19 protein-coding genes, 1 other RNA gene and 1 pseudogene are annotated in these 22,009 nt (G+C 43.6%); 6 read left to right on the top strand and 15 right to left on the bottom strand.

Translation table 11 applies throughout. The annotated features are described in order from the left end of the window. Positions 1-286: 286 nt before the first annotated feature. Positions 287-1,474 (top strand): annotated as a pseudogene (locus tag Q0203_RS09635) (TonB-dependent receptor); the annotation flags it as partial. On the opposite strand, the gene Q0203_RS00235 reads toward Q0203_RS09635, so the two are convergent. Then, positions 1,471-1,599 carry a hypothetical protein gene (locus tag Q0203_RS00235; protein ID WP_297928676.1) on the bottom strand — a complete coding sequence of 43 codons (129 nt, stop codon included), beginning with the start codon at positions 1,597-1,599 and terminating at the stop codon, positions 1,471-1,473. The pseudogene Q0203_RS09635 and the gene Q0203_RS00235 sit on opposite strands and share 4 nt — an antisense overlap. A gap of 212 nt (positions 1,600-1,811) precedes the next feature. Here Q0203_RS00235 and Q0203_RS00230 point away from each other — a divergent pair, with 212 nt between their 5' ends. After that, the gene (locus Q0203_RS00230; protein WP_297928674.1) at positions 1,812-2,306 is read left to right on the top strand and encodes a hypothetical protein; all 495 of its coding nucleotides are present in this window, start codon (positions 1,812-1,814) and stop codon (positions 2,304-2,306) included. 168 nt (positions 2,307-2,474) lie between these two features. On the opposite strand, the gene Q0203_RS00225 is transcribed toward Q0203_RS00230, so the two are convergent. Then, positions 2,475-3,530: a porin gene (locus Q0203_RS00225; RefSeq protein WP_295973631.1), complete on the bottom strand. Its 1,056-nt coding sequence runs from the start codon at positions 3,528-3,530 to the stop codon at positions 2,475-2,477. Positions 3,531-3,744: 214 nt separating this feature from the next. Continuing rightward, on the bottom strand, positions 3,745-4,938 hold the full coding sequence (metC, locus tag Q0203_RS00220; RefSeq protein ID WP_297928672.1) for a cystathionine beta-lyase: 1,194 nt from the start codon (positions 4,936-4,938) through the stop codon (positions 3,745-3,747). Positions 4,939-5,124: 186 nt separating this feature from the next. Between metC and pgsA the strand changes: the two genes are divergently transcribed. Beyond that, complete coding sequence (pgsA, locus tag Q0203_RS00215) at positions 5,125-5,682, top strand: CDP-diacylglycerol--glycerol-3-phosphate 3-phosphatidyltransferase (RefSeq protein ID WP_297928669.1); 558 nt, start codon at positions 5,125-5,127, stop codon at positions 5,680-5,682. Positions 5,683-5,743: 61 nt separating this feature from the next. On the opposite strand, the gene Q0203_RS00210 is transcribed toward pgsA, so the two are convergent. From Q0203_RS00210 to sfsA, 6 genes are all read right to left on the bottom strand, one after another. After that, the gene (locus tag Q0203_RS00210; RefSeq protein WP_297928667.1) at positions 5,744-6,124 is read right to left on the bottom strand and encodes a SufE family protein; all 381 of its coding nucleotides are present in this window, start codon (positions 6,122-6,124) and stop codon (positions 5,744-5,746) included. Beyond that, entirely contained in the window at positions 6,121-7,320 is a 1,200-nt protein-coding gene (locus Q0203_RS00205; protein ID WP_297928665.1) for a cysteine desulfurase, read from the bottom strand. The genes Q0203_RS00210 and Q0203_RS00205 overlap by 4 nt, the downstream gene beginning before the upstream one ends. 3 nt (positions 7,321-7,323) lie before the next feature. Next, the gene (locus Q0203_RS00200; protein WP_297928663.1) at positions 7,324-7,791 is read right to left on the bottom strand and encodes a thermonuclease family protein; all 468 of its coding nucleotides are present in this window, start codon (positions 7,789-7,791) and stop codon (positions 7,324-7,326) included. Positions 7,792-7,805: 14 nt separating this feature from the next. Then, the gene (locus Q0203_RS00195) at positions 7,806-8,741 is read right to left on the bottom strand and encodes an aminoimidazole riboside kinase (protein WP_297928662.1); all 936 of its coding nucleotides are present in this window, start codon (positions 8,739-8,741) and stop codon (positions 7,806-7,808) included. 90 nt (positions 8,742-8,831) lie between these two features. After that, positions 8,832-10,019, bottom strand: a complete 1,188-nt coding sequence (gene tyrS, locus Q0203_RS00190) for a tyrosine--tRNA ligase (RefSeq protein WP_297928659.1) — start codon at positions 10,017-10,019, stop codon at positions 8,832-8,834. A 234-nt stretch (positions 10,020-10,253) separates the two neighbouring features. Then, on the bottom strand, positions 10,254-10,985 hold the full coding sequence (gene sfsA, locus Q0203_RS00185; RefSeq protein WP_297928657.1) for a DNA/RNA nuclease SfsA: 732 nt from the start codon (positions 10,983-10,985) through the stop codon (positions 10,254-10,256). 299 nt (positions 10,986-11,284) lie between these two features. On the opposite strand from sfsA, the gene pntA reads away from it, so the two are divergent. Beyond that, positions 11,285-12,820, top strand: a complete 1,536-nt coding sequence (gene pntA, locus Q0203_RS00180; protein WP_297928655.1) for a Re/Si-specific NAD(P)(+) transhydrogenase subunit alpha — start codon at positions 11,285-11,287, stop codon at positions 12,818-12,820. Positions 12,821-12,830: 10 nt separating this feature from the next. After that, positions 12,831-14,255: a Re/Si-specific NAD(P)(+) transhydrogenase subunit beta gene (gene pntB / locus Q0203_RS00175; RefSeq protein ID WP_109103837.1), complete on the top strand. Its 1,425-nt coding sequence runs from the start codon at positions 12,831-12,833 to the stop codon at positions 14,253-14,255. 60 nt (positions 14,256-14,315) lie between these two features. Here pntB and Q0203_RS00170 read toward each other — a convergent pair whose 3' ends face one another. Next, on the bottom strand, positions 14,316-15,188 hold the full coding sequence (locus Q0203_RS00170) for a ferritin-like domain-containing protein (RefSeq protein ID WP_297928653.1): 873 nt from the start codon (positions 15,186-15,188) through the stop codon (positions 14,316-14,318). Between the two features lie 15 nt (positions 15,189-15,203). Then, positions 15,204-16,070, bottom strand: a complete 867-nt coding sequence (tesB, locus tag Q0203_RS00165; RefSeq protein ID WP_295973659.1) for an acyl-CoA thioesterase II — start codon at positions 16,068-16,070, stop codon at positions 15,204-15,206. Between the two features lie 135 nt (positions 16,071-16,205). Between tesB and ffs the strand changes: the two genes are divergently transcribed. After that, positions 16,206-16,304: signal recognition particle sRNA small type (gene ffs, locus Q0203_RS00160), an RNA gene on the top strand. A gap of 23 nt (positions 16,305-16,327) precedes the next feature. On the opposite strand, the gene cydC is transcribed toward ffs, so the two are convergent. The 4 genes from cydC to Q0203_RS00140 form a co-directional block, all read right to left on the bottom strand. After that, positions 16,328-18,061 carry a cysteine/glutathione ABC transporter ATP-binding protein/permease CydC gene (cydC, locus tag Q0203_RS00155; protein WP_297928651.1) on the bottom strand — a complete coding sequence of 578 codons (1,734 nt, stop codon included), beginning with the start codon at positions 18,059-18,061 and terminating at the stop codon, positions 16,328-16,330. Beyond that, entirely contained in the window at positions 18,061-19,824 is a 1,764-nt protein-coding gene (cydD, locus tag Q0203_RS00150; RefSeq protein ID WP_297928649.1) for a cysteine/glutathione ABC transporter permease/ATP-binding protein CydD, read from the bottom strand. Before cydD ends, cydC begins: the two co-directional genes overlap by 1 nt. Positions 19,825-19,919: 95 nt before the next feature. Further along, positions 19,920-20,876 carry a thioredoxin-disulfide reductase gene (trxB, locus tag Q0203_RS00145; protein ID WP_290522165.1) on the bottom strand — a complete coding sequence of 319 codons (957 nt, stop codon included), beginning with the start codon at positions 20,874-20,876 and terminating at the stop codon, positions 19,920-19,922. Positions 20,877-20,929: 53 nt separating this feature from the next. Beyond that, positions 20,930-21,787 carry a co-chaperone YbbN gene (locus Q0203_RS00140; RefSeq protein WP_297928646.1) on the bottom strand — a complete coding sequence of 286 codons (858 nt, stop codon included), beginning with the start codon at positions 21,785-21,787 and terminating at the stop codon, positions 20,930-20,932. Between the last annotated feature and the right edge of the window lie 222 nt (positions 21,788-22,009).

Genomic DNA, 22,009 nt, shown 5'->3' with positions numbered 1-22,009 from the left:
CTCGATGCGTAATTCACGATTTCATGCGTAGCGTGCATCTTGATGCACGACCAAACCGCGCACGGAACCTTATTTACCCCTTTCTGGCATTCACGATTTCGTGCAACAAGTTGCACGCTACAATTCACTAAAATAGTGACATGAAAATAAACACGATTACCAGTTTTTACAAAAGCCCCTTAAGGGGCTTATGAAGTATAGACCCTTATAGGGGAGCCTAAAAACCGCACGTTTTACGTGCGGATTGTTATTTCATAAATGAAAAATTTGCTGAGAATCTGCGTTTGTGGCAGGGTAGTTAGTTTGGAACATCACCCCGGATCAAAAATTAACCTTTGATGCAGCATACAGTCGTCAAGGCAATATTTATAACGGGGATACACAAAACAGCTCTGTTTTACTGAATCAAGCTATGAAAATCAGCCGTGATCTTGCGTTACAACATGCGGAAACTTCAACGCTTTATCGTCAAAGTTACGCTTTAACACATGAAGGCAAATGGGGCGTGTTAGATAACCGCACGTATTTCACTTTCGACCAAACCCGTAACTATCATTATCCGGAAGGCTTGTTGGGCAGTACGGAAGGGGCTTACAACGGGTTAAATAAATCTGTCGGTTTACTCAGAAACTACCGTTATTCCGTTTGCTTTGGGTAACACCAGCCATATGGTGACTGTTGGTGCGGAAGCATCCCGTTCTGAATTGGATGATGCTGCTTCTATGACGCAAACCATGCAAGTTTATGCCATTGTGCCTTGGTTAAAAGATAAAGGGCGTAGTGGTAAAGTGGCACAAAATGAATGGGCGACGTTCTTGGAAGACAACATTATGTTGCCAAATAACAAAACCATTGTAACACCGGGCATTCGTTTTGATTCCAGCGCCAATTCTAAATCGAACTGGAGTCCGCCATTCAACTTCTCACACCAAGTGAACGAAAACTGGAAAATTAAAGGTGGGGTAGCAAGATCCTATAAAGCACCGAATCTTTATCAATCTTCCCCGAATTATTTGCTCATTAATGAGAGTAATGGTTGTCCGATTGACAGCGCAAATAACTGGAATAATCCAAATGCGTTAAATTCAACCGGTAGTGTTGTTAAAACAGATGCCAAAGGTAAACCATATACGGTTCTTCAAAACAGTCATCCGAAAGGTTTTGACTGGGGACGTGCTTGTTATTTCTTAGTCAATCCTCTTACACCCGTTACGGCAAACAGAAAACCGTTGAGAATGCGGAAAACTTTATGCACGTAATTTATAACACCGGTGAAAGCCTGGTGACGCAATATCAACTTGGTAGCTACGGCATTTGGGGCGCTAACGTTGGCTATAAATTTAATAACAGTTTTAGCCTACGTGTGGGGGTGAATAATATTTTAGATAAACGTATTTATCGTAACGCCGGCACGGCACGCACCTATAATGAGCACGGTCGTTCTTACTTTACGAATTTGAAATACAGTTTCTAAAATTGATTGTGTAAAAAAAGTGCGGTAAATTTTGGGGGGCAGATCACTTTTTCCCAATACGTTGATGAGAAAATATTTGAGGAAATGACCGCACTTTTTTTAGTAATGAATACTTGTGTTGTCATACACTTCCTAATGTACACCTCAGAAAGTAAACAAAATTCTGTGAGTTTTTTGATGTGTTTTTTATTGGATCTCGGCATGTGCTGGGAAGCAATGCGCCATTGTGCGTTATCTATGCAGCTTATTAATTTGGGGTTAAATATGAAATAACTGTATAGATGTGAAATATATTTTCACTGAAAAGCGATAATAAAGAATGTAAAAAGGAATATCTATGATGAGGTTTATTAAGTTAGTATCGAAGTGTAGTGTAGGATTCTTTGTGATTATGAGCCTGTTGTTAATTGCTTTCTTTGGATATGAAACACATCACGACTATATTTATGACTCGCCTAATGAGTTTTTAAATTCAAAATCATCGTCATGGTATATTCATGTGTTTCCGGCAAGTAGTCATAACATTTTTGTAAGAACATTCGTTGAAACAAGTGAAATGATTATGATTTTTGAGGCTAATAAAAAGGATGAAATACCAGTTTCCCAGCTTTATGCCATAATTTCTTCCGATAAAGGAAGAGCCATTTTAAAAAATTTAAATATTTCGACGTTTAAAAAGCAATCTTTTTTAAATAGAGGAGAATTGTATTGTTATTTTTATCAAAATAAATCACCTTATTTAGTGAGTAAATATTATTCAAATCATAATGATATCGTCCATTATTTGTTTGTATCACTTGGCTCTCAAGAGGCGTTAGAGGTTTGTCGGTGATATTTTAACTGAAGTTATTAAGGGGAATTTCAAATTTTTGATCAGGGATAGATTGTATCATGATGATTCTTCAATCCTGATTGTTACAAAGTGCGGTGAATTTTCATCTTATTTCTCAAAAAAAAAGACCGACATAACGTCGGCCTTTTTAATGAGTATTAACTCAAATTAGAAGTGTACACGTAAACCTGCACCGTAGACGTTTTCACTGGTACGTTGACCAACGTTATCTTTTTCAGTTGCGCGGGTATATTGTACGTAAGGAACAACATTTTTGCTTAACTTATAGTCAGCCATTGCGATGTATTGGTTTGCAATGCTCTTACCTTTATCTTGACCGTTATAGTCTTTCTCATTGTAACGTTCCCATTGTAAACCAACAGTAGATGGAATACCAGCAACATCAGCTAGGTCATATTTGCTTTCTAAGAAGATATATTTTCCTCTGGTGTTGCTTGTTGCGCCAGTCACTTTCTCAGTACGTTGACCGTAAGCCACTGCGAATCTGAATGCATCTAATCTATAGTGGGAAGATAATAACCAGTTATGATTTTTTTGTGATGTTGAAGAAGAGTTCACAGAATCATATTGATCGAAAGTATAGCCTGCTGCGAATTCAATGTTATGATTTTTTTCAAAGTCATAGTTATAGAATGCGGCTACGCCAGCACCATTTTTATAGCTTTTAGCTGCAGTTACTTTATTTGGATTACCGAATAAGTAGTCTGCACCGAAGCTAAAGCCTTCGAAGTCAGCAGAACGGAATTTAATGGATTTATCCGCACCTGTTGTTAGGATGTTATTAGCACCAGAACGATAGTATAAGCCATCACCTAATACATCATCTGCAGTAGTGGCTTGACGACCGAAACTTAATTTACCCACGTTTTCAAAACCGAAACCGACAAATAATTTGTTAGTGGTGATATTACCAAAGCCAGTGTTTGAACCAGATTGTTTTTCTTTTTGTGAACCGTTAAAACGAGTTTCATAGCCTACGAATGCAGACAAACCATTGTCTAATGTGTGAGTTGCATTGATTTTAATACGGGAACCATCATTCACGAGGTCGCCACGTTGATCTTTGCCTAATTTTCCTAAGAAGATACGGGCAGAACCACCAAGTTCAACTTTAGTACCATCTTGGTTATAAACTGTTGCAGCGTTTGCTGCGCCGGTTGCTGCGAAAGCAGCGATTGCTAATGCGATTACTGTCTTTTTCATAATCTTCATTCCTTTTCAGAAATTATTTGTTATTAAGGTCAGTTTTGAACTTTTTCATTAAATTAGCATCAATGAATCATTCAGACTACTTCTTTTGAAGTGTCACGATCTTGGCAAAGAAAAATAAGCGTGTCAACAGTAACCTTACTTTTTTCTCTCCATTTTCTGACACAGATCACAGTTTTAAGGTAAGGCTGTCTAATAAATCGTCACCTTAATTTTGTGCTAATCGTTTAAATCCTGCGCGTAAATCTTCAATTAAATCATCCACATCTTCTAAGCCAATATGGATACGAATTAAGGTACCTTCTAATTTTCGCGGAATATTTGGACGGATTTTGGCAATTTCCTCCGGTTGATTATAGAGGATCAAAGATTCAAAGCCGCCCCAGGAATAAGCCATGGTGAATAAGTCAAAATGATTCATAAAGGCTTCAAGCTGTTGTTGTGTTAATTTTTGTTTTAACTCAAAAGAGAATAATCCGCTTGAACCGCTAAAATCCCGTTTAAAAAAAACATTGCCGGGGCAGCTTGGCAAGGCAGGGTGATACACAGCCTTAACTTCCGGCTGTTGTGCCAACCATTGTGCCACTTTTATGCTGCTTTCTTCGTGTTGTTTTAAGCGAATATTGAGTGTACGCAATCCGCGTGCTGTGGTATAGGCGCTGTCGGCATCCACCATTTGACCCATTAAATAAGAGTGTTCGCGTAATTGATCCCAACAACGGGCATTGGCCACTGCCGTGCCAATCATCACATCGGAATGCCCCACTAAATATTTCGTGCCTGCCTGAATTGAAATATCAATGCCATGTTCTAACGCTTTGAACAACACACCGGCTGCCCACGTGTTATCTATCATAATAACAATCTCTGGGTTGATGTTACGCACGGCAGAAACGATTGCCGGAATATCCGCCACTTCCATGGTGAGAGAGCTTGGCGCTTCGAGAAATAAAACCTTTGTATTCGGTTGGACTAAATCGGCAATTTTCTCGCCTAACATCGGATCATAAAAGGTTGTGCTTACGCCTAATTTTTTTAATACGACATTACAAAAATCCTGTGTCGGTTCATAAGCCGCGCCTGTCATCAACACATGATCCCCGTTTTTCACAAAAGAAAGAATGCTATTCGTGACTGCCGCCGCACCACAAGGGTATAAATAGCAACCCGCGCCGCCCTCTAATTCGGTCATCGCATCTTGTAATGCAAAATGGGTTAAGGTGCCGCGACGACCATAAAAAAGCTCACCTTTTGCACGATGAAGGGTGGCGTGCTTTTTATCTTCTAAGCAATCAAAGACAAGAGAGGATGCTCGTTGCACAACCGGGTTAACTGAGCCTTGGGTATAGCGTTTTTTTCTTCCGGCATGTACTAAGGTGGTCGCAAGAGATTTTTTTGACATGATCATATCCTATTAAAATGGAGCGAAATGGATTAAAAGTGCGGTTGTTTTTTCGGGAGAAAATATTAACGCTAATTCGACAATGGTACTAGTTTCTTTTTACGCAAATTTACGCATAAGGCATTTAAAAATCACCAAATCTGATTTAGAATAACCTCATAATTCACCCTCGGTAGAACGCAAATCATGAAATTAAACATCCCTATTTTTTTAACGATATTTAGAGTTATTTTAATTCCCTTCTTCATTATTGCTTTCTATCTTCCCTTTGATTGGGCGCCTTTTTTAACTACGCTTCTTTTCTTTATTGCCGGTGTCACCGACTGGTTGGATGGCTATCTTGCCCGCAAATGGAAACAAACCACGCGTTTTGGTGCATTTTTGGATCCGGTGGCGGATAAAGTGATGGTGGTGGCAGGGTTAGTTTTAGTGGTGGAACATAATCATACCTTTTGGATTACGCTGCCGGCGATCGTTGTGATTTCTCGAGAGATTATTATCTCCGCCTTGCGCGAATGGATGGCGGAATTAGGCAGTCGCAGCAAAGTGGCGGTGTCTTGGTTAGGCAAGATAAAAACCACCTCACAAATGTTAGCGTTGGGCGGCTTATTGTGGCGTTATAACGTTTACATGGAAGTCGCAGCCATTATTCTGCTTTACATTGCAGCGATTTTGACGATTTGGTCCATGCTGCAATACCTCACCGCGGCAAAAGACAGTCTCTTAGACGACCTACCAAAATAATATACTCATGACGTTAGGCTAACTTTGTAAGTTAGCCTAGAATCTTGTCCTCAAATCGCTTTTACAAATGATGCAAAATCTGTTCAATGTGTTTTAAACCGTTTAGGCGGGTTGTGCTTAAACGTTGAGCAATGCCAAGTTGGGTGAAATAGGCAGTTAGATCAAAATGGCGTAATTGTTCTGCGCTTTTGTTTTCAATGTGCTGCAATAAAATCCACAGTAAACCATTCATAATCCGCGCTTCGCTATAGGCATGAAAGTGAAAAGTGCGGTCGTTTTTTTCGGTAAATTTAAACCATACCTGTACTTCGCAACCCGGAATGATTTCCATCTGGGCTAATTCATTTTCATTTGGCATGGGGAGATTTTTGCCTGCCTGAATAATCAAACGGTAGCGTTCTTCCCATGTTGTGGCATTGCGTAATTGTTGTTCAATGTTCATCGTAATAATTCTAAACTTTTATCTAAGGCGTTAAAAAATGCTTCAACGTCTGAGGCGATATTATAAGGTGCAAAAGATAAGCGCAGGATAGCGGCCTGTCCTAATCTTGCTAAATAAGGCTGGGCGCAATGTTCACCAACACGTAATGCGATATTTTGTTCGGCTAATAGCGTGGCTAAATCGAAGGCGTTAATATCCTCAAAGACAAAGCTGACGACCGAACTTGGTTGTGGTGAGTTAAATAATTTGCATTGTTGATAAGAGGATAAACGTTGACGGGTCATTTCTGCCAAGCGTACGGCGTTTTCTTCCATTTCGCCAATATCCCATTGGCTTAACCATTCTAGTACAGCGTTAAAGCCAATCACGGCAGCAATATTCGGCGTGCCGGCTTCCAACCGATAAGGCAGTTCGGCAAAGGTGATGTGTTGTTTACTTACTTTGCTAATCATCTTGCCGCCGTATTGCAAGGGCTGTAATAAATTTAACGCCTCCAATTTTCCGCTTAACACGCCAAGCCCGGTTGGACCGTAAATTTTATGGGCGGAAAAGGCAATAAAATCGGAATCCAATTCTGCTAAATTAATTTTGATGTGACTAATGGCTTGTGCCGCATCCACTAAAACAAACGCGGAACTTTGTGCGCGAATCAATTCAATCAATTGTTTGACAGATTGCTGTGTGCCGGTGACATTAGACGCAAAATTTAACGCCACCAATTTGGTGCGAGGGCTGAGTTTTTGTAATAAGGCATTGGTGTCGATTAGCCAATTATCCAATATCGGCAGCACATGAATAATGGCGCCGGTTTTTTTAGCCACTTGGTGCCACGTGACAAAATTGGCGTGATGATCCGCTTCACTGATTATGATTTCATCGCCGGCATTGAGATGCGGTAATAAACCGTTTGCCACTGTGTTAATGGCTTGCGTTGTGCCTGATGTCCAAATCACTGCCTGTTCGCTTTCGGCATGAATTAACTGCTTAACCCGACTACGTGCCTGTTCATAAAGTGCGGTCTGTTTTTCATCATATTGACTGCGATGTACCGAACCGGCAGATTGATAAAAGGCAACCGTTGCCTCGATTAAGCACTGCGGCTTGAGGGTTGTTGCGGCGTTATCAAGATAAACCACGGAATCTGTGTGAGTGAAATAGGGAAAATATTGACGAAATGTTTGAGGATCAAAATGCATTTTTTACCTTCTTTGTTGACGCCATAAGTGGGGTTCGACAGGGGAGTGATCGCGCCACAAACCTCGTCGATGTTCTCTTGCCGTTTGCTCAGCCTGTAAATAGGCGACATCGTGCAAATATTGTCGATAAGCCCATGCCATGCCTTGTTGTACCATAATTAAATTGATGTTTTGCCCCTGCTTATCATACACCGTTGCCAAGGTGCGCTGATAGCGATCGTAGCCTTGAATATCTAATGTCACATGGCGTTTATGAATAAGCGAAGCCAGCATTTGACGGGATTTTTTCCCGAAAGGCTGTGCTTTTTCCGGTGCATCGATTTCGGCTAACCGCACTTTAATGGGTTTACGATTGGCGGTTAAACAAGTGAACGTGTCGCCGTCGCTAATCCCCACCACAAAACAATCTGCCGTGCGCGCTTGCAGGGCGATGGGGAGAATAAAACAGAAAAAACACAGAAAATATCGCATCGTAAGGATGTTCGTTACAGTATGACGTTGTCACAAAATTCAGCCAGTTGTGCTTTATTCGGCAGGGCAGACATAGCACCTTTTGCCGTGGTAGCTAACGCGCCACAGGCATTGGCTTGACGGAGAATTTGCTCAAGCACAGGAATTTCTTTCCAATTAGGATGTTGTGAAAGCCCGGCAAGAAGACCGCCGACAAAGGCATCGCCCGCGCCTGTGGTGTCAACCGGTTTTAAGGCTTTGCCGGCAATAATGCCTTTTTTACCGGCTAAATGATAGCGTGCGCCGTCTTTGCCCAAGGTTACGATAATCAATTTTTCCGGATAAAGTGCGGTGATTTTTTCGAACGCTTCGTCTAAGGTTTGTGTGTCAGTGAGGAGCGTTAATTCTTCTTCTGAAAACTTCAACACATCCGCAAATGCCACCGCCTTCATCACCGTTTCTTTCATATCTTCAAAACTTGCCCAAAGGGATTCGCGTAGATTCGGATCAAAAGAGAAGAATCCGCCTGCGGCTTTAATTCGGCGAATCGCTTCAAAAGTAGTTTCTCGAGAAGGATTGTTGATTAAAGCAATAGAGCAACAATGGAGCCATTCGTTTGCTTGGAAATTCGGTAAATCCGCCACTTGTAAAAATTGATCGGCACTTGGGTTCACCATAAAGGTAAAGCTCCGTTCGCCGTTATCTAACCCGACGATAACCGTTGATGTGCGTTGTTGCGGATCAAGAATCATGTGGCTGGTTTGTACCTTTTCCTGTTGCAGGGTTTGTTGCATAAATTCGCCCAAGGGATCTTTGCCCACGCGACCGATAAATGCACTTTCACCGCCTAAACGGGCTATGCCTACCGCCACATTTGCCGGCGCACCACCCGCACAACGCAGATAATGATTTTCTCCGTCCGGAATTAGATCCACCACGGCATCACCTAATACCCAGATCTTTTGATGCATATTCTGCTCCTTGTGTTAGCCCTAAAAAACGCAGATAAAAATAACCGCACTTGATAGAGTTCATAAGTGCGGTTCGTTTTTGTGATGTTTTTATTTCACCGTGACTTTGGCGAACTTACGTTTACCCACTTGGTAAACCGCCGTGGAGGCGGTGATAACGAGTTTGGCGTCTTCTACTTTTTCACCGTCAATTTTCACGCCGCCTTGTTGTACCATGCGGTTGGCTTCTGAAGTCGAAGCCACTAAACCAGCTTCTTTTAACAAGTTGGCAAGCCCGATTTCGCCTTCAAAGGTAAATTCAGGCATGTCATCCGGCATCGCGCCTTTTTGGAAACGGTTGATAAATTCTTGTTCGGCGGCATCTGCAGCTGCGTCATCATGGAAGCGGGCAATGATTTCTTTCGCCAACAAGATTTTTACATCCCGTGGATTTTTGCCGTTTGCCACATCTGCTTTTAATTGGGCGATTTCAGCTAATGGACGGAAAGAAAGCAGGTTATACCAATCCCACATTAAGTCATCGGAAATGGACATGATTTTGCCGAACATTTCACTTGGCGCTTCGGTAACACCGATATAATTGCCGAGAGATTTAGACATTTTTTTCTCGCCATCCAAGCCCACTAATAATGGCAGAGTAATCGCTACTTGTGGTTTTTGACCGGCAGATTTTTGTAATTCACGACCCACTAATAAATTGAATTTTTGGTCGGTTCCGCCTAACTCAACATCGGCTTCCAACGCAACAGAATCATGACCTTGTAAGAGCGGATAAATAAATTCATGAATCGCAATCGGTTGATTGTTAGAAAAACGTTTTTTGAAATCATCACGTTCCAACATACGGGCAACAGTGTAGTTGCTTGCTAAACGAATCATGCCTTCGGTGCCTAATTTACCCAACCATTCAGAGTTGAATACGATACGGGTTTTTTGCGGATCGAGGATTTTGTAGATTTGTTGTTTGTAGGTTTCCGCATTGCGTAACACATCTTCGCGGCTAAGCGGTGGACGAGTTGTGTTTTTGCCGGACGGATCGCCCACCATGCCGGTGAAGTCACCAATTAAGAAATAAACTTCGTGGCCTAATTGTTGGAATTGACGTAATTTGTTTAATACCACAGTGTGACCTAAATGAATATCCGGTGCGGTTGGGTCTGCGCCGAGTTTCACGCGCAATGGGCGATTTTCTTTAAGTTTTTCAATTAAATCCTGTTCAGAAAGAATTTCATCTACGCCGCGTTTTAGTTCCGCGAGAACGGTATTCATATCAGTCATGTCTTTTCCTAATGTTATTCAATTTACCGAAAGGCTACATTATAGAGGTTATTAGACAAATTTAAATTATTTTTAAGGAAAAGGCCGGATTTCAGGCGAAAAAAAAACGCCTCTTGTGGGGGATGAGGCGTTGAAGTTGGAGTGATTATCTATTGTTGTTTGAATGATTAAATGATAATTATTCTCAAAATTAATGTCAAGCACTTTAATGAAAATAATTCTCAAATAATTCACTTAAATCCCATTTAGCTTAAGTGGTACGACCTTTGTCAGATGAAGTGCGGTCGGAATTCCCTGCGTTTTTTCAAATTTAGCCGCATAGGCGTAAGCCTCAACCCCTTCATTGAGCGCATGGAGAAAGAGTTCGTTATATTTCGGATCAATGTGTTTTGCGATTTGAAAATGATCGAACCCATCGTGTAATCCACAGAAGAAAATAACGGCACGATGGCCTTGTTTTTTCATGGCGATCAATTCGCGCAAGTGTTTTTGTCCGCGTGTCGTGACGGCATCAGGAAACATACCGAGTTTTTTGTTGTTATCTACATAAGTAATAGATTTCACTTCCACATAACAATCGGGCAGATCCTTACCTTTCAGCAGAAAATCAATGCGGCTGTTTTCTTCACCGTATTTCACTTCCGGATGAATTTCGTCATACATGGCGAGTTCAAGGATGTGTTTTTTCTGTAAGGCATCAAAGGTGAGCTGATTAGAGCGGTGCGTGTTAATGCAAACCAGATTGCCATTGGCTAATTGGGTTAGCTCCCAAGAGCTTGGGTATTTCCGTGTGGCACTGTCGGAGGTGGAATACCAAACGGTGTCGCCTTCCGCGCCGCAGCCGATCATCGCGCCGGTGTTGGCGCAGTGTAGCGTCGTGATATCGCCGTTTGGCAGTTGCACATCCGCTAAGAAACGTTTGTAACGGCGGATTAAAGTGGCTGATTGTAGAGAGGGTAATTGCATTGTGTTTGACCTTGAGCATCAAAGTGCGGTTGAGTTTTTCCGTGTTTTTTGACTGACCGAATGTGAAGCGGTAGCCAAAAGATTCGCGCGCTAAGATAGCAAAGGGTGGAATGAATTTCTAATGTTTTTATAGCCTTGCGCAAAGTGTAATAGGGATCACATATTGAATAAAAAGCCGAAAAATTTTTTTAATTTTTGAGGGAACAATGGTAGAGTGAGGGCTAATTTGACTGCCGAGAGGTGTCATTTCGGGCGGGTAAGTTTGTTACCTAAATCTTAACCAATCAAAGGGAATCATTATGTTAATTGGTGTACCTAGAGAACGGCTTGATAATGAAAGTCGTGTGGCGGCAACGCCGAAAACGGTTCAGCAAATTTTGAAGCTCGGTTTCGACGTAATTGTTGAACATGATGCGGGTTTCAAAGCCAGTTTTGAAGATCAGGCATTTGTAGCTGCCGGTGCGAAAGTCGGTGATGCCGCACAAGTTTGGCAAGCCGACATTATTTTTAAAGTCAACGCGCCGACTGATGATGAAATCGCTTTAATTAAAGAAGGGGCAACCTTAGTCAGCTTTATCTGGCCTGCGCAAAATCCGCAGCTTATGGAAAAACTGTCAGCGAAAAAAATCAATGTGTTGGCGATGGATGCCGTGCCACGTATTTCTCGTGCGCAAGCGTTGGATGCATTAAGTTCGATGGCAAATATTGCGGGTTATCGTGCCGTGGTAGAAGCCGCACATGAATTCGGCAGTTTCTTCACCGGACAAATTACCGCCGCAGGTAAAGTGCCACCGGCAAAAGTGTTGGTGATTGGTGCGGGTGTTGCCGGTCTTGCCGCGATTGGTGCAGCAAATAGCCTTGGTGCTATCGTACGTGCCTTTGACTCCCGTCCGGAAGTAAAAGAACAAGTAGAAAGTATGGGGGCCAGCTTCCTTGAAATCGATTTCAAAGAAGAAGGCGGCAGTGGCGATGGTTATGCGAAAGTGATGTCCGAGGAATTCAATCGTCGCGCGCTTGCCCTTTACGCAGAACAAGCGAAAGAAGTGGACATTATTATTACCACTGCGTTAATTCCGGGCAGACCGGCACCGCGCTTAATCACCAAAGAAATGGTGGAATCCATGAAACCGGGTAGCGTGATTGTGGATTTAGCGGCAGCAACCGGTGGTAACTGTGAATTAAGTAAAGCCGGCGAAGTGGTGGTCACCGACAATCAAGTGAAAATCATTGGTTACACCGATTTACCAAGCCGTTTACCAACGCAATCTTCCCAACTTTACGGCACCAACCTGGTTAACTTATTGAAATTGCTTTGCAAAAACAAAGACGGTCAAATTGACATCAATTTCGACGACGTGGTATTGCGTGGCGTAACGGTTATTCGTGATGGCGAAGTGACATGGCCGGCACCGCCGATTCAAGTGTCTGCGCAACCGCAACAACAAGCAAAAGCGGCAAGTGCGGTCAAAAAAGAGGAAGAAAAACCAACGGATCCGCGTAAAAAATACGGCATTATGGCGGCAGTGGGTGTGCTTTTCTTATGGCTCACGTCTATTGCGCCGGCGGCTTTCTTATCTCACTTAACCGTGTTCGTTTTGGCTTGTGTCGTGGGTTACTATGTGGTTTGGAATGTAAGCCATGCGCTACACACCCCACTTATGGCGGTAACCAATGCCATTTCAGGGATTATTATCGTGGGAGCGTTATTGCAAATCTCACAAGGTAATTTCTTCATTAGTGTGTTGGCGTTTATTGCGATTTTAGTGGCAAGCATCAACATTTTCGGTGGCTTCCGCGTCACTCAACGTATGCTTTCCATGTTTAGAAAAGGCTAAGGAGAAAATCATGTCAGAAGGTTTTGTACAAGCTGCGTATATTGTTGCAGCGTTGCTCTTCATTATGAGCTTAGCCGGTCTTTCTAAACATGAAACGGCGAAAGCAGGGTGTTGGTATGGCATTATCGGGATGGGGATTGCCCTCATCGCCACCATCTTCGGGCCAAAATCCGAAGGCACATTGTGGATCATTATTGCTATGGTGATTGGTGGGGCGATTGGTATTCAGCGTGCATTAAAAGTTGAAATGACCGAAATGCCGGAATTAGTGGCAATCTTGCACAGTTTCGTGGGTTTGGCTGCGGTATTGGTAGGTTATAACAGCTACGGTTTGCATGATATCCCAACCATGCCAAGCGGTTTAAATGACGTAGAACAAGCGAAATTCTTAGCAGAACAAGCTGCACTTGCCAGCGTGCATAACGTGGAAGTGTTCTTAGGGATCTTTATCGGTGCGGTGACCTTCACCGGCTCTGTGGTGGCATTCGGTAAATTAAGCGGAAAAATTAATTCCAAAGCCTTAATGTTGCCACACCGTCATAAATTAAACTTAGCCGCGCTTATCGTTTCCGCCTTATTAATGGTGGCATTCTTAAGTGAACCGGAAAACATCTTCCCGGTATTAATCATGACTGTGATTGCTCTTGCATTCGGTTGGCATTTAGTGGCCTCTATCGGTGGTGCAGACATGCCGGTGGTAGTGTCTATGTTGAACTCCTATTCCGGTTGGGCAGCTGCGGCGGCAGGTTTCATGCTTAGCAATGACTTGTTAATCGTGACCGGTGCGCTTGTGGGTTCTTCCGGTGCGATCTTGTCTTACATCATGTGTAAAGCCATGAACCGCTCTTTCATCAGCGTTATCGCAGGTGGTTTTGGTAATGACGTTCAAGTGTCTTCCGAGACCGAACAAGGCGAACACCGTGAAACAACCGCGGAAGAAGTGGCGGAATTGTTGAAAAATTCCAGCTCTGTGATCATCACCCCAGGATATGGCATGGCAGTCGCACAAGCGCAATATCCGGTGGCAGAAATCACTCAAAAATTACGCGAGCGTGGTGTAAACGTGCGTTTTGGTATCCACCCGGTCGCCGGACGTTTGCCGGGCCATATGAACGTGTTATTGGCGGAAGCCAAAGTGCCTTACGACATCGTGTTAGAAATGGATGAAATCAACGATGATTTCGCTGACACCGACACCGTTTTGGTTATCGGCGCGAACGACACCGTCAACCCTGCGGCAATGGACGATCCGCACAGCCCAATCGCCGGTATGCCGGTATTGGAAGTGTGGAAAGCGGCTAACGTGGTGGTATTCAAACGTTCTATGAATACCGGTTACGCCGGCGTACAAAATCCATTGTTCTTCAAAGAAAACACCCAAATGCTGTTTGGTGATGCGAAAGAACGTGTGGATGACATCTTAAAAGCGCTGTAATTTGCTTTGGATGACAAGCTAAAAAATAAAAGTGCGGTGAGTTTTTTCACCGCATTTTTTTTATGACTTAATGTATGACTTTAAGGTTTGTTCCACTTCATAAATCCAATCTAATTCATGTTGCGTGAACCCAGCTTGTAAACGGGCATCTGTGTTGATTACCCCTTTAAAAATCACAATACGATATTTATGTAGCAATTCGGTAAAACATTTCATGGCATCCAATCCGCGTTTGGCGGAAAGTGCGTGATACCAATGATTGCCGATATAAACGTGTCCAATCTCATCCGTTAAAATCACATCTAAAATCTTGACGGCAGCCATGTCTTTCCGTTGTGCAATCTTTTCTTGCAATATAGGCGTGGCATCCAGTCCGCGCGCTTCCAGTACTCGTGGTACTAATGCCATACGTTCCCAAATATCATGCGCGGTAGCCTGTGCCATTTCCCATAAACCGGCATGGGCTTCAAAATCGCCATATTGATATCCAAGGGTCTGCAAATGCGCGTTAACTAAGGAAAAATGGGTGCTTTCTTCACGTGCGACGCGTATCCAATCCTTTACAAATGCCATGCCTTCGCCTAATTCTTGTTGCGCATTTCGGCCAAAACGCCAAGCGGCATCTAAGCCCAAATTAATGGCATTAAATTCAATATGAGCAATGGCGTGCAAGGTGGCAGCATAACCTTCTTCTGTGGCGAAAGAGCGTTTCGGCACATCTTTCGGAGCAACGAGTATCGGTTTCTCCGGAATACCGGCAAGATCCATTTGTGGTGTCACTTCCGGAAAATCGGATAATTCCGTCAATTTAATCTGCGATAATAGCTCATCATAAAGATGATTCACTAAGCGGCATTTTTCTAACGGATCCGTGGTTTGCAGCGCCGTGGTAACGGCATACCAAAAATCTTGAGCGGTATAAAGTGCGGTCATTTTTTCCCTCGTTTTTTATTGTTCTTCCGGAACGTAACGAATTAAACCTTCTTGTTGTGTGGTGGCAATGAGTCTGCCATCTGCCGCAAAAAATTGACCACGAGCAAGGCCACGGGCGGCATAGGCGTTGTTGCTTTCGATGGCATAGAGCAACCAATCATTCATATCGAACGGGCGATGGAACCAAATAGAATGGTCGATGGTGGCAACTTTCATGCCTTTTTGTAAAAAGCCTTTTTCATGGGGATGAAGTGCGGTCAAAATGCAATGAAAATCAGAGAAGTAGGCGAGTAGGCATTGTTGAATGCGATAGTCTGTCGGTGCTTCGCCATTGGTGCGTACCCAAGAGTATTGTTGTGGAGGCAGCTTATGTCCGTGGAACGGATTATTTAAATATTTGGTGCGAATATCAAAGGGACGCTCTGCCGTAAATTTATCGCGCACCGCTTCCGGAATGGTTTGTGCCATTTGCTGAATGACAGAGCTTTCTGACATTAAGGCATCAGGGGCTTCTACCTTTGGCATTTCGCTTTGGTGTTCAAAGCCTTGTTCTAAGGTTTGGAAAGAGGTGGTAATGTGACAAATCGGTGATTTATGTTGAATGGCTTTTACCCGCATCGCCGTGAAATTTCTGCCCTCGCGTAAAATTTCGACGTCATAAATAATCGGATATTGACTGTCGCCCGGTGAGAGAAAATAGGCGTGGCAAGAATGTAAAAAACGATCTTGAGGGGCGACTTGAATCGCAGCAGAAAGCGCCTGTGCCACGACTTGACCACCGAACACTTGGCGAAAGCCGAGATCTTGGCTTGCGCCGCGAAAAAGTAAATCGTCGATTTTTTCTAGTTTTAACAGTTCGATAAGTTGATTAAGTGCGGTCATGATTTTCCTCGTTTGTTTAAAGTTCAGGCTGTTATGATGTGATCCGGAGATAACATTTGCAATTCAATAGGGCTTATTGCATAATGCGAAACCTTAATCGCGCTATCAAATCTTGCGGTTAATTCAATGGAAACCTTTTTGGTCCCTCGCAATGAAGTCTGGTTTACCAGGTCAGGTTCGGAAGAAAGCAGCCAGAGTCAGAATTTTCGTGTGCCGAGACTAAGCCGGAAAGGTTTCCACCTTTCCAGCCTTTCCTTTTAAATACGTTGTGTCAGCTGTTTGAAAAAGCCATTTTCTTTATTGATCAATTCGCTGTACGAACCTTGTTCAATTAATCGACTGTTATCGATCACCACAAGTTGATCAAATTGCTCAATGGCGGTTAAACGGTGCGTCACCATAATTAAAGTCTTGCCGACACTGTGTGCCAAAATCGCTTGCAGAATATTGCGTTCGGTTTCGCGATCCAAGCCTTCTGTCGGTTCATCTAAGAGTAGGATCGGCGCATCATTTAATAACACACGGGCTAAGCCTAAACGACGTTGTTCACCGCCCGATAATGGACGACCGCCGTCTCCCAGCCATAAATCTAATCCTTGTTCTTGATTCACCAATTTTTCTAAGCCCACTTGTTGTAGCACGGCAACCATTTTTTCATCGCTTAATGGCGCATGGTTAGCCAGTTGCAAGTTGTTACGCAACGTATCGCTAAACACATGCACGCGTTGCGTTAAGAAACAAAATTGTTGGCGTAAACTGCTTTCGCTATAGGCTTGAATGCGATTGCCGGCGAATAAGATTTCTCCTTGGTTGGCATCATAATTGCGTACCAATAATTGAAGTAGCGTCGATTTGCCGCTGCCGGTTTTTCCTAAAATGGCGAGTTTTTCACCGGCTTGAATAGAGAGATTTAAGTCCACTAATGCCGGGTTATCACGTTGCGGATAGGTGAAATGAACTTGATTAATTTGCAATAACGGCGCTTGAGTTTGGCTTTCAACAAGTTGCGTGCCGGAAAAATCCACCAATGGTTGCTGTTCGATAATATCCGTCACCCGTTCAGCCGACGCCATCATTTGCCCGATGTGCAAGAATGCGGCGCCGATCGGCATTAAAATTTCAAAGGAGGCGAGGGCGGCAAAGGCAAACAAGCCAATCAACGCGGCGCGGTATTCATCGCTGCCCAAATCTACTTGTGCGGCAAACCACATCACAATACATAACACCAAGCCGTTGGCGAACAACAAAAGTGCGGTGGAAAATCCCGATAAATTCGCTTCCTGTTGTTGATAGGCTTGCCATTGCTGTTCGGTTTGGCTCAATTTCCCTTTTAGTTTTTCTTCCCCGTTAAATAACAACAGTTCTGCTTGTGCCTGAATAAATTCCACAAATTGCGTGCGGTACAGGGCGCGCGATTGAGTCAATTTTGCGCCGAATTTGTTGCCTAAATGGTAAAAAATGGTTGGGATCACCAATAATAATGTCAGTAACGTGAAACCAAGGAACAGTGCAAGTGGCACATGAACAAAACTTAATCCAAGGGTAATCAAGGTAATCACCACAATGGCGCTGATAAATGGTGCAATCAGGCGAAGATAAAGTCCGTCCAAGGTATCCACGTCAGCAACCAAGCGGTTTAATAAATCACTGTTACGATAGCGATTGAGCACGGCAGGGCTTAATGGAATAATTTTGCTAAACACTTGCACGCGTAATTTGGCTAACACGCGGAAAGTGGCATCGTGGGTGACGACTTTTTCAAAATAACGCGCCACAGTGCGCCCGATAGCTAAACCCCGTACGCTGGCTGAGGGATAGAAAAAGTTAAACAGCGAACCTAAACCGGCAATCGCGGTCGCTGCGAGGAACCAACCGGAAAGGGTAAGCAACCCGATGCTGGAGGCAAGCCCTAGAATCATTAACAAACCACCGAAAATTAACGGCAGTTTGGCAAATTTAAATAAACGAATAAAAGGCAATAAAGCACGCATTAGTTAATATCCTGTTGTCGTTGTGCCAATAATTCGGCGAAGAAACCTTGATGTTGCAGTTGCTCAAAATGCCCCTGCTGAATAATTTGTCCGTGGCGCATCACCAAAATGGTGTCGCATTGTTTCAGATCTTCAATGCGGTGAGTGATCATCACGGTTGTTTGTTGGCGACTGATGTGTTGTAAGGCTTGTAATACCTGATTTTCCGATTGCGCATCAAGGCTGGCAGTCGGTTCATCCAATAACAACAAATTGCCTTTACGCAGTAACGCACGTGCAACAGCCAAACGTTGTGCTTGCCCGACGGACACGCCAATGCCGCCTTCTTTGATTTCAGCCTCTAAGCCGAGACGGTCGGTAAATTCTTTCGCTTGCGCTAAGGCTAACGCGTGATCGATTTCTTGCGCGGAAGCTTGAATGTCACCCAATAATAAATTCTCTTTAATCGTGCCTTGTAGTAATAACGGGTTTTGTCCAACCCACGCAATATGTTTACGCCATTGGGCTAAATCGACATTGCGCAATTCTTGCCCGTTGATTTTCAGGCTGCCTTCATAAGGTAAAAAGCCCAAAATGGCATTAATTAGCGAGGTTTTTCCTGCACCGCTTTGCCCTACGATAGCGATGTGGCTGTGTGCCGGAATATGGAAATTTAACGTCTCTGTCAGTGGTTTACCTTGCGGCGACAAGACCACCACATTTTCACCTGAAATTTCCACCGCACTTTGGCTTTCAAATGCCGCTTTGCTGTCCCCTTGGGCGATTAAATAATCTTCTTCCAAGAAATCTACAATGGCATCTGCCGCACCAATACCTGCTGCACGGTCATGATAATAAGTACCAAGGTCGCGTAAGGGTTGATAAAACTCCGGTGCAAGAATGAGGCAGAAGAAACCGATAAAGAGGGTAATCTGTGTGCCGTAACTGCCGAATTCTACTTGACCTAAATAGCTGAAACCGAAATACACCGCCATTAATGCAATAGAAATCGAAGTAAAAAATTCCAACACAGCAGAGGAGAGGAACGCCATTTTTAGCACATCCATGGTGGTTTCGCGGAAATCTTCCGTGGTGTTTTCAATATGGCGGGTTTGCTCGGAAGTGCGGTCGAATAAACGTAAGGTTTCCAAACCGCGCAGACGATCGAGGAATTGACCGCTTAAACGCGCAAGGGTATCCATGTTCTTTTGGCTACTGTCTGCTGCTGCTTTGCCCACCAAAATCATAAAGATAGGAATCAGCGGTGCGGTGCCCATTAAAATCAAACCGGCTGCCCAGTTCAACGGGAATACGGCAATCAGAATAATCATCGGCACAATGGCGGAAAGCGCTTGTTGCGGTAAATAGCGGGCGTAGAAATTATGCAAGTTCTCTACTTGTTCCAACATGATGGTTGCCCAGCTGCCGGCCGGTTTATTGTTAATCGTTGCAGGGCCAACTTGATGGATTTTATCCAAAATTTGCTGACGAATAATATTCCGTAATAATTGACCGCACTTGAAGCCGATTTTTTCTCGGATCCACAAAATCAGCGCACGTAGTGCAAAGCCGACGACTAAGCCGATAAAGTAAGGCGCTAAGCCGGTGACCGGTTCGCCCAGAATAATGAGCTTATGCAGCAAAGAGGCTAAGAGATAAGTCTGCCCTACTAAAATCACTGAGGAGAAGGTGGCGAGCAAAATATTGAGATTCAAATATTTTTTAATCGGCTTTTGCTGTGTGCGAAGCCATTGTTGCAAATATTTTTGACGAGATTTATCCATAAGTTATGTTTTATCAGAAACAGAAAAACGGAAGGTGGACGTTATTGCCCACCTTATATTGCATAATGTGTTGTCTTGGTGCACCTACCGAACAGTTATGCTTTTTGCGCATCCAAATAACGCTCGGCATCTAATGCCGCCATGCAGCCGGTGCCGGCAGAGGTAATAGCTTGACGATAGTTGTGATCCATCACATCGCCTGCGGCAAAAACACCTTCCACAGACGTGGCGGTTGCATTGCCATCTAAACCGGATTTCACCACGATATAGCCGTTTTTTAATTCCAACTGGTCTTGGAAAATTTCCGTATTCGGCGCATGACCGATAGCCACGAAGACGCCGTCTAATGCGACCTCTTCCGTTGCTTCGGATTGCACGTCTTTCAAACGTACGCCGGTCACACCCATGTTGTCGCCCAACACTTCATCTAAAGTGCGGTTAGTATGCAGCACGATTTTGCCTTCTTCCACCTTTTTGTATAAGCGGTCGATGAGAATTTTTTCTGCGCGGAAACTATCGCGACGGTGGATCAAATGCACCTCAGAAGCAATGTTGGCTAAATAGAGCGCTTCTTCCACGGCCGTATTACCGCCACCGATGACGGCAACCGGTTTGTTGCGATAGAAGAAACCGTCACAAGTGGCGCAAGCGGAAACGCCACGACCTTTGAAGTTTTCTTCGGAAGGCAAACCTAAATAACGGGCAGAGGCACCGGTGGCGATAATTAACGCATCGCAGCTAAAGGTTTGTGCATCGCCGTATAATTTGAACGGGCGAGAAGATAAATCTACGCGGTTAATATGATCGAAGACAATCTCGGTCTCGAATTTTTCTGCGTGTTGCAACATTCTTTGCATTAATTCAGGGCCGGTCGTTTCACCGAAATCACCCGGCCAGTTTTCAATTTCACTGGTGGTAGTGAGTTGTCCGCCTTGTTGTAACCCTGTGACGAGCACCGGTTTTAAATTGGCGCGTGCCGCATAAATAGCCGCAGTGTAACCGGCAGGGCCGGAACCTAAAATGAGTAATTGCGCGTGTTTAATATCTGACATAATCAATCCTTATCAACTTAATATTTGCGATCGCTATTATAGAAGATTTCCCATCAGTACAACAATGAATAGAGCAATCGGCGGTATTTATTGGTTACCGGAGCGTTGTTGCCAATGGCGGCCAAAATGGATAAAAATTCCTGCTTGATTTTGCCGTCTTCCGCACCTAAATCTTGACGTAAAATGGTAAATAACAACTCCAAGGCCTCTTCGTTGCGGTTGGCTTGGTGTAATTGCAACGCCAATTTCAACGCAAGATCATGGGTTGGCTGTTTTGCAAATTCTTCCTGTAATTGTTGAATTTCCGGCGTATCGGCGGCTCTAATCAACAAGTCAATTTGCGCTTGTAATCCTTGCCAGCGACTGTCGCGATCTTGCAAGGGGATTTTGTTCAAAATCTGCTGTGCCGGCTCAGTTTTTTTCATGGCGATATAGGTTTCCGCATAGAGTAGCGCGATGTCGCTGTTTTTCTGATCAGACAACTCCCACGCCTCTTTCAGCAACGGCAATGCCTGCTCATAATTTTCCACTGCAAGTAAATCCAACGCCTGATTAAATTTAATTTCTTCCTCTTTCGGCAAAATTACACTCAAACGCTGTTGCAAGGTGGTGTTATCCAAGGCTCCCTGAAAGGCATCCAACGCTTGCCCGTCTCTAAACAAATAAGTAGTTGGCAATGCTTGAATACGAAATTGTGCCGCAACCATTTGTTCTTTCTCACAATTCACTTTGGCTAACATAAATTGCCCTTGGTATTGGTTAGCATAATTTTCTAAGGTTTTTACAAACGCCACCGAATCTGCATGGCTTGGCGCATAAAACGTGATCACCAAAGGATGATGTTGTGAAAGCTGTAAAATTTCGTTGAGATTTTGCTCGTTAAGGTCACGAATGGCAGGAAAATCCGTCATATTCTTCTCTTGTTTTGAATGAAATGAATGTCGCGCATTATAGCAAAGTGCGGTAGGATTTTTTAGTGTTTTTCAGGGGATAGCGTCTTAAAGGCCTGCAATATTGGCAACTCGCATCAAGGCGAACCGGATAGGGTTTAAAAGCGTAAAACATCCGAAAAATTGACCGCACTTTTTATGATCTATTCCACTACAAATGACCTAAAGGTGTTTCCAGTATCT

The sequence above is a fragment of the uncultured Aggregatibacter sp. genome, from assembly GCF_938046485.1.
Lineage (GTDB): Bacteria > Pseudomonadota > Gammaproteobacteria > Enterobacterales > Pasteurellaceae > Aggregatibacter.
Note: the sequence above shows the minus strand (reverse complement) of the source record. Positions and strands in the feature narration are given on the sequence as shown.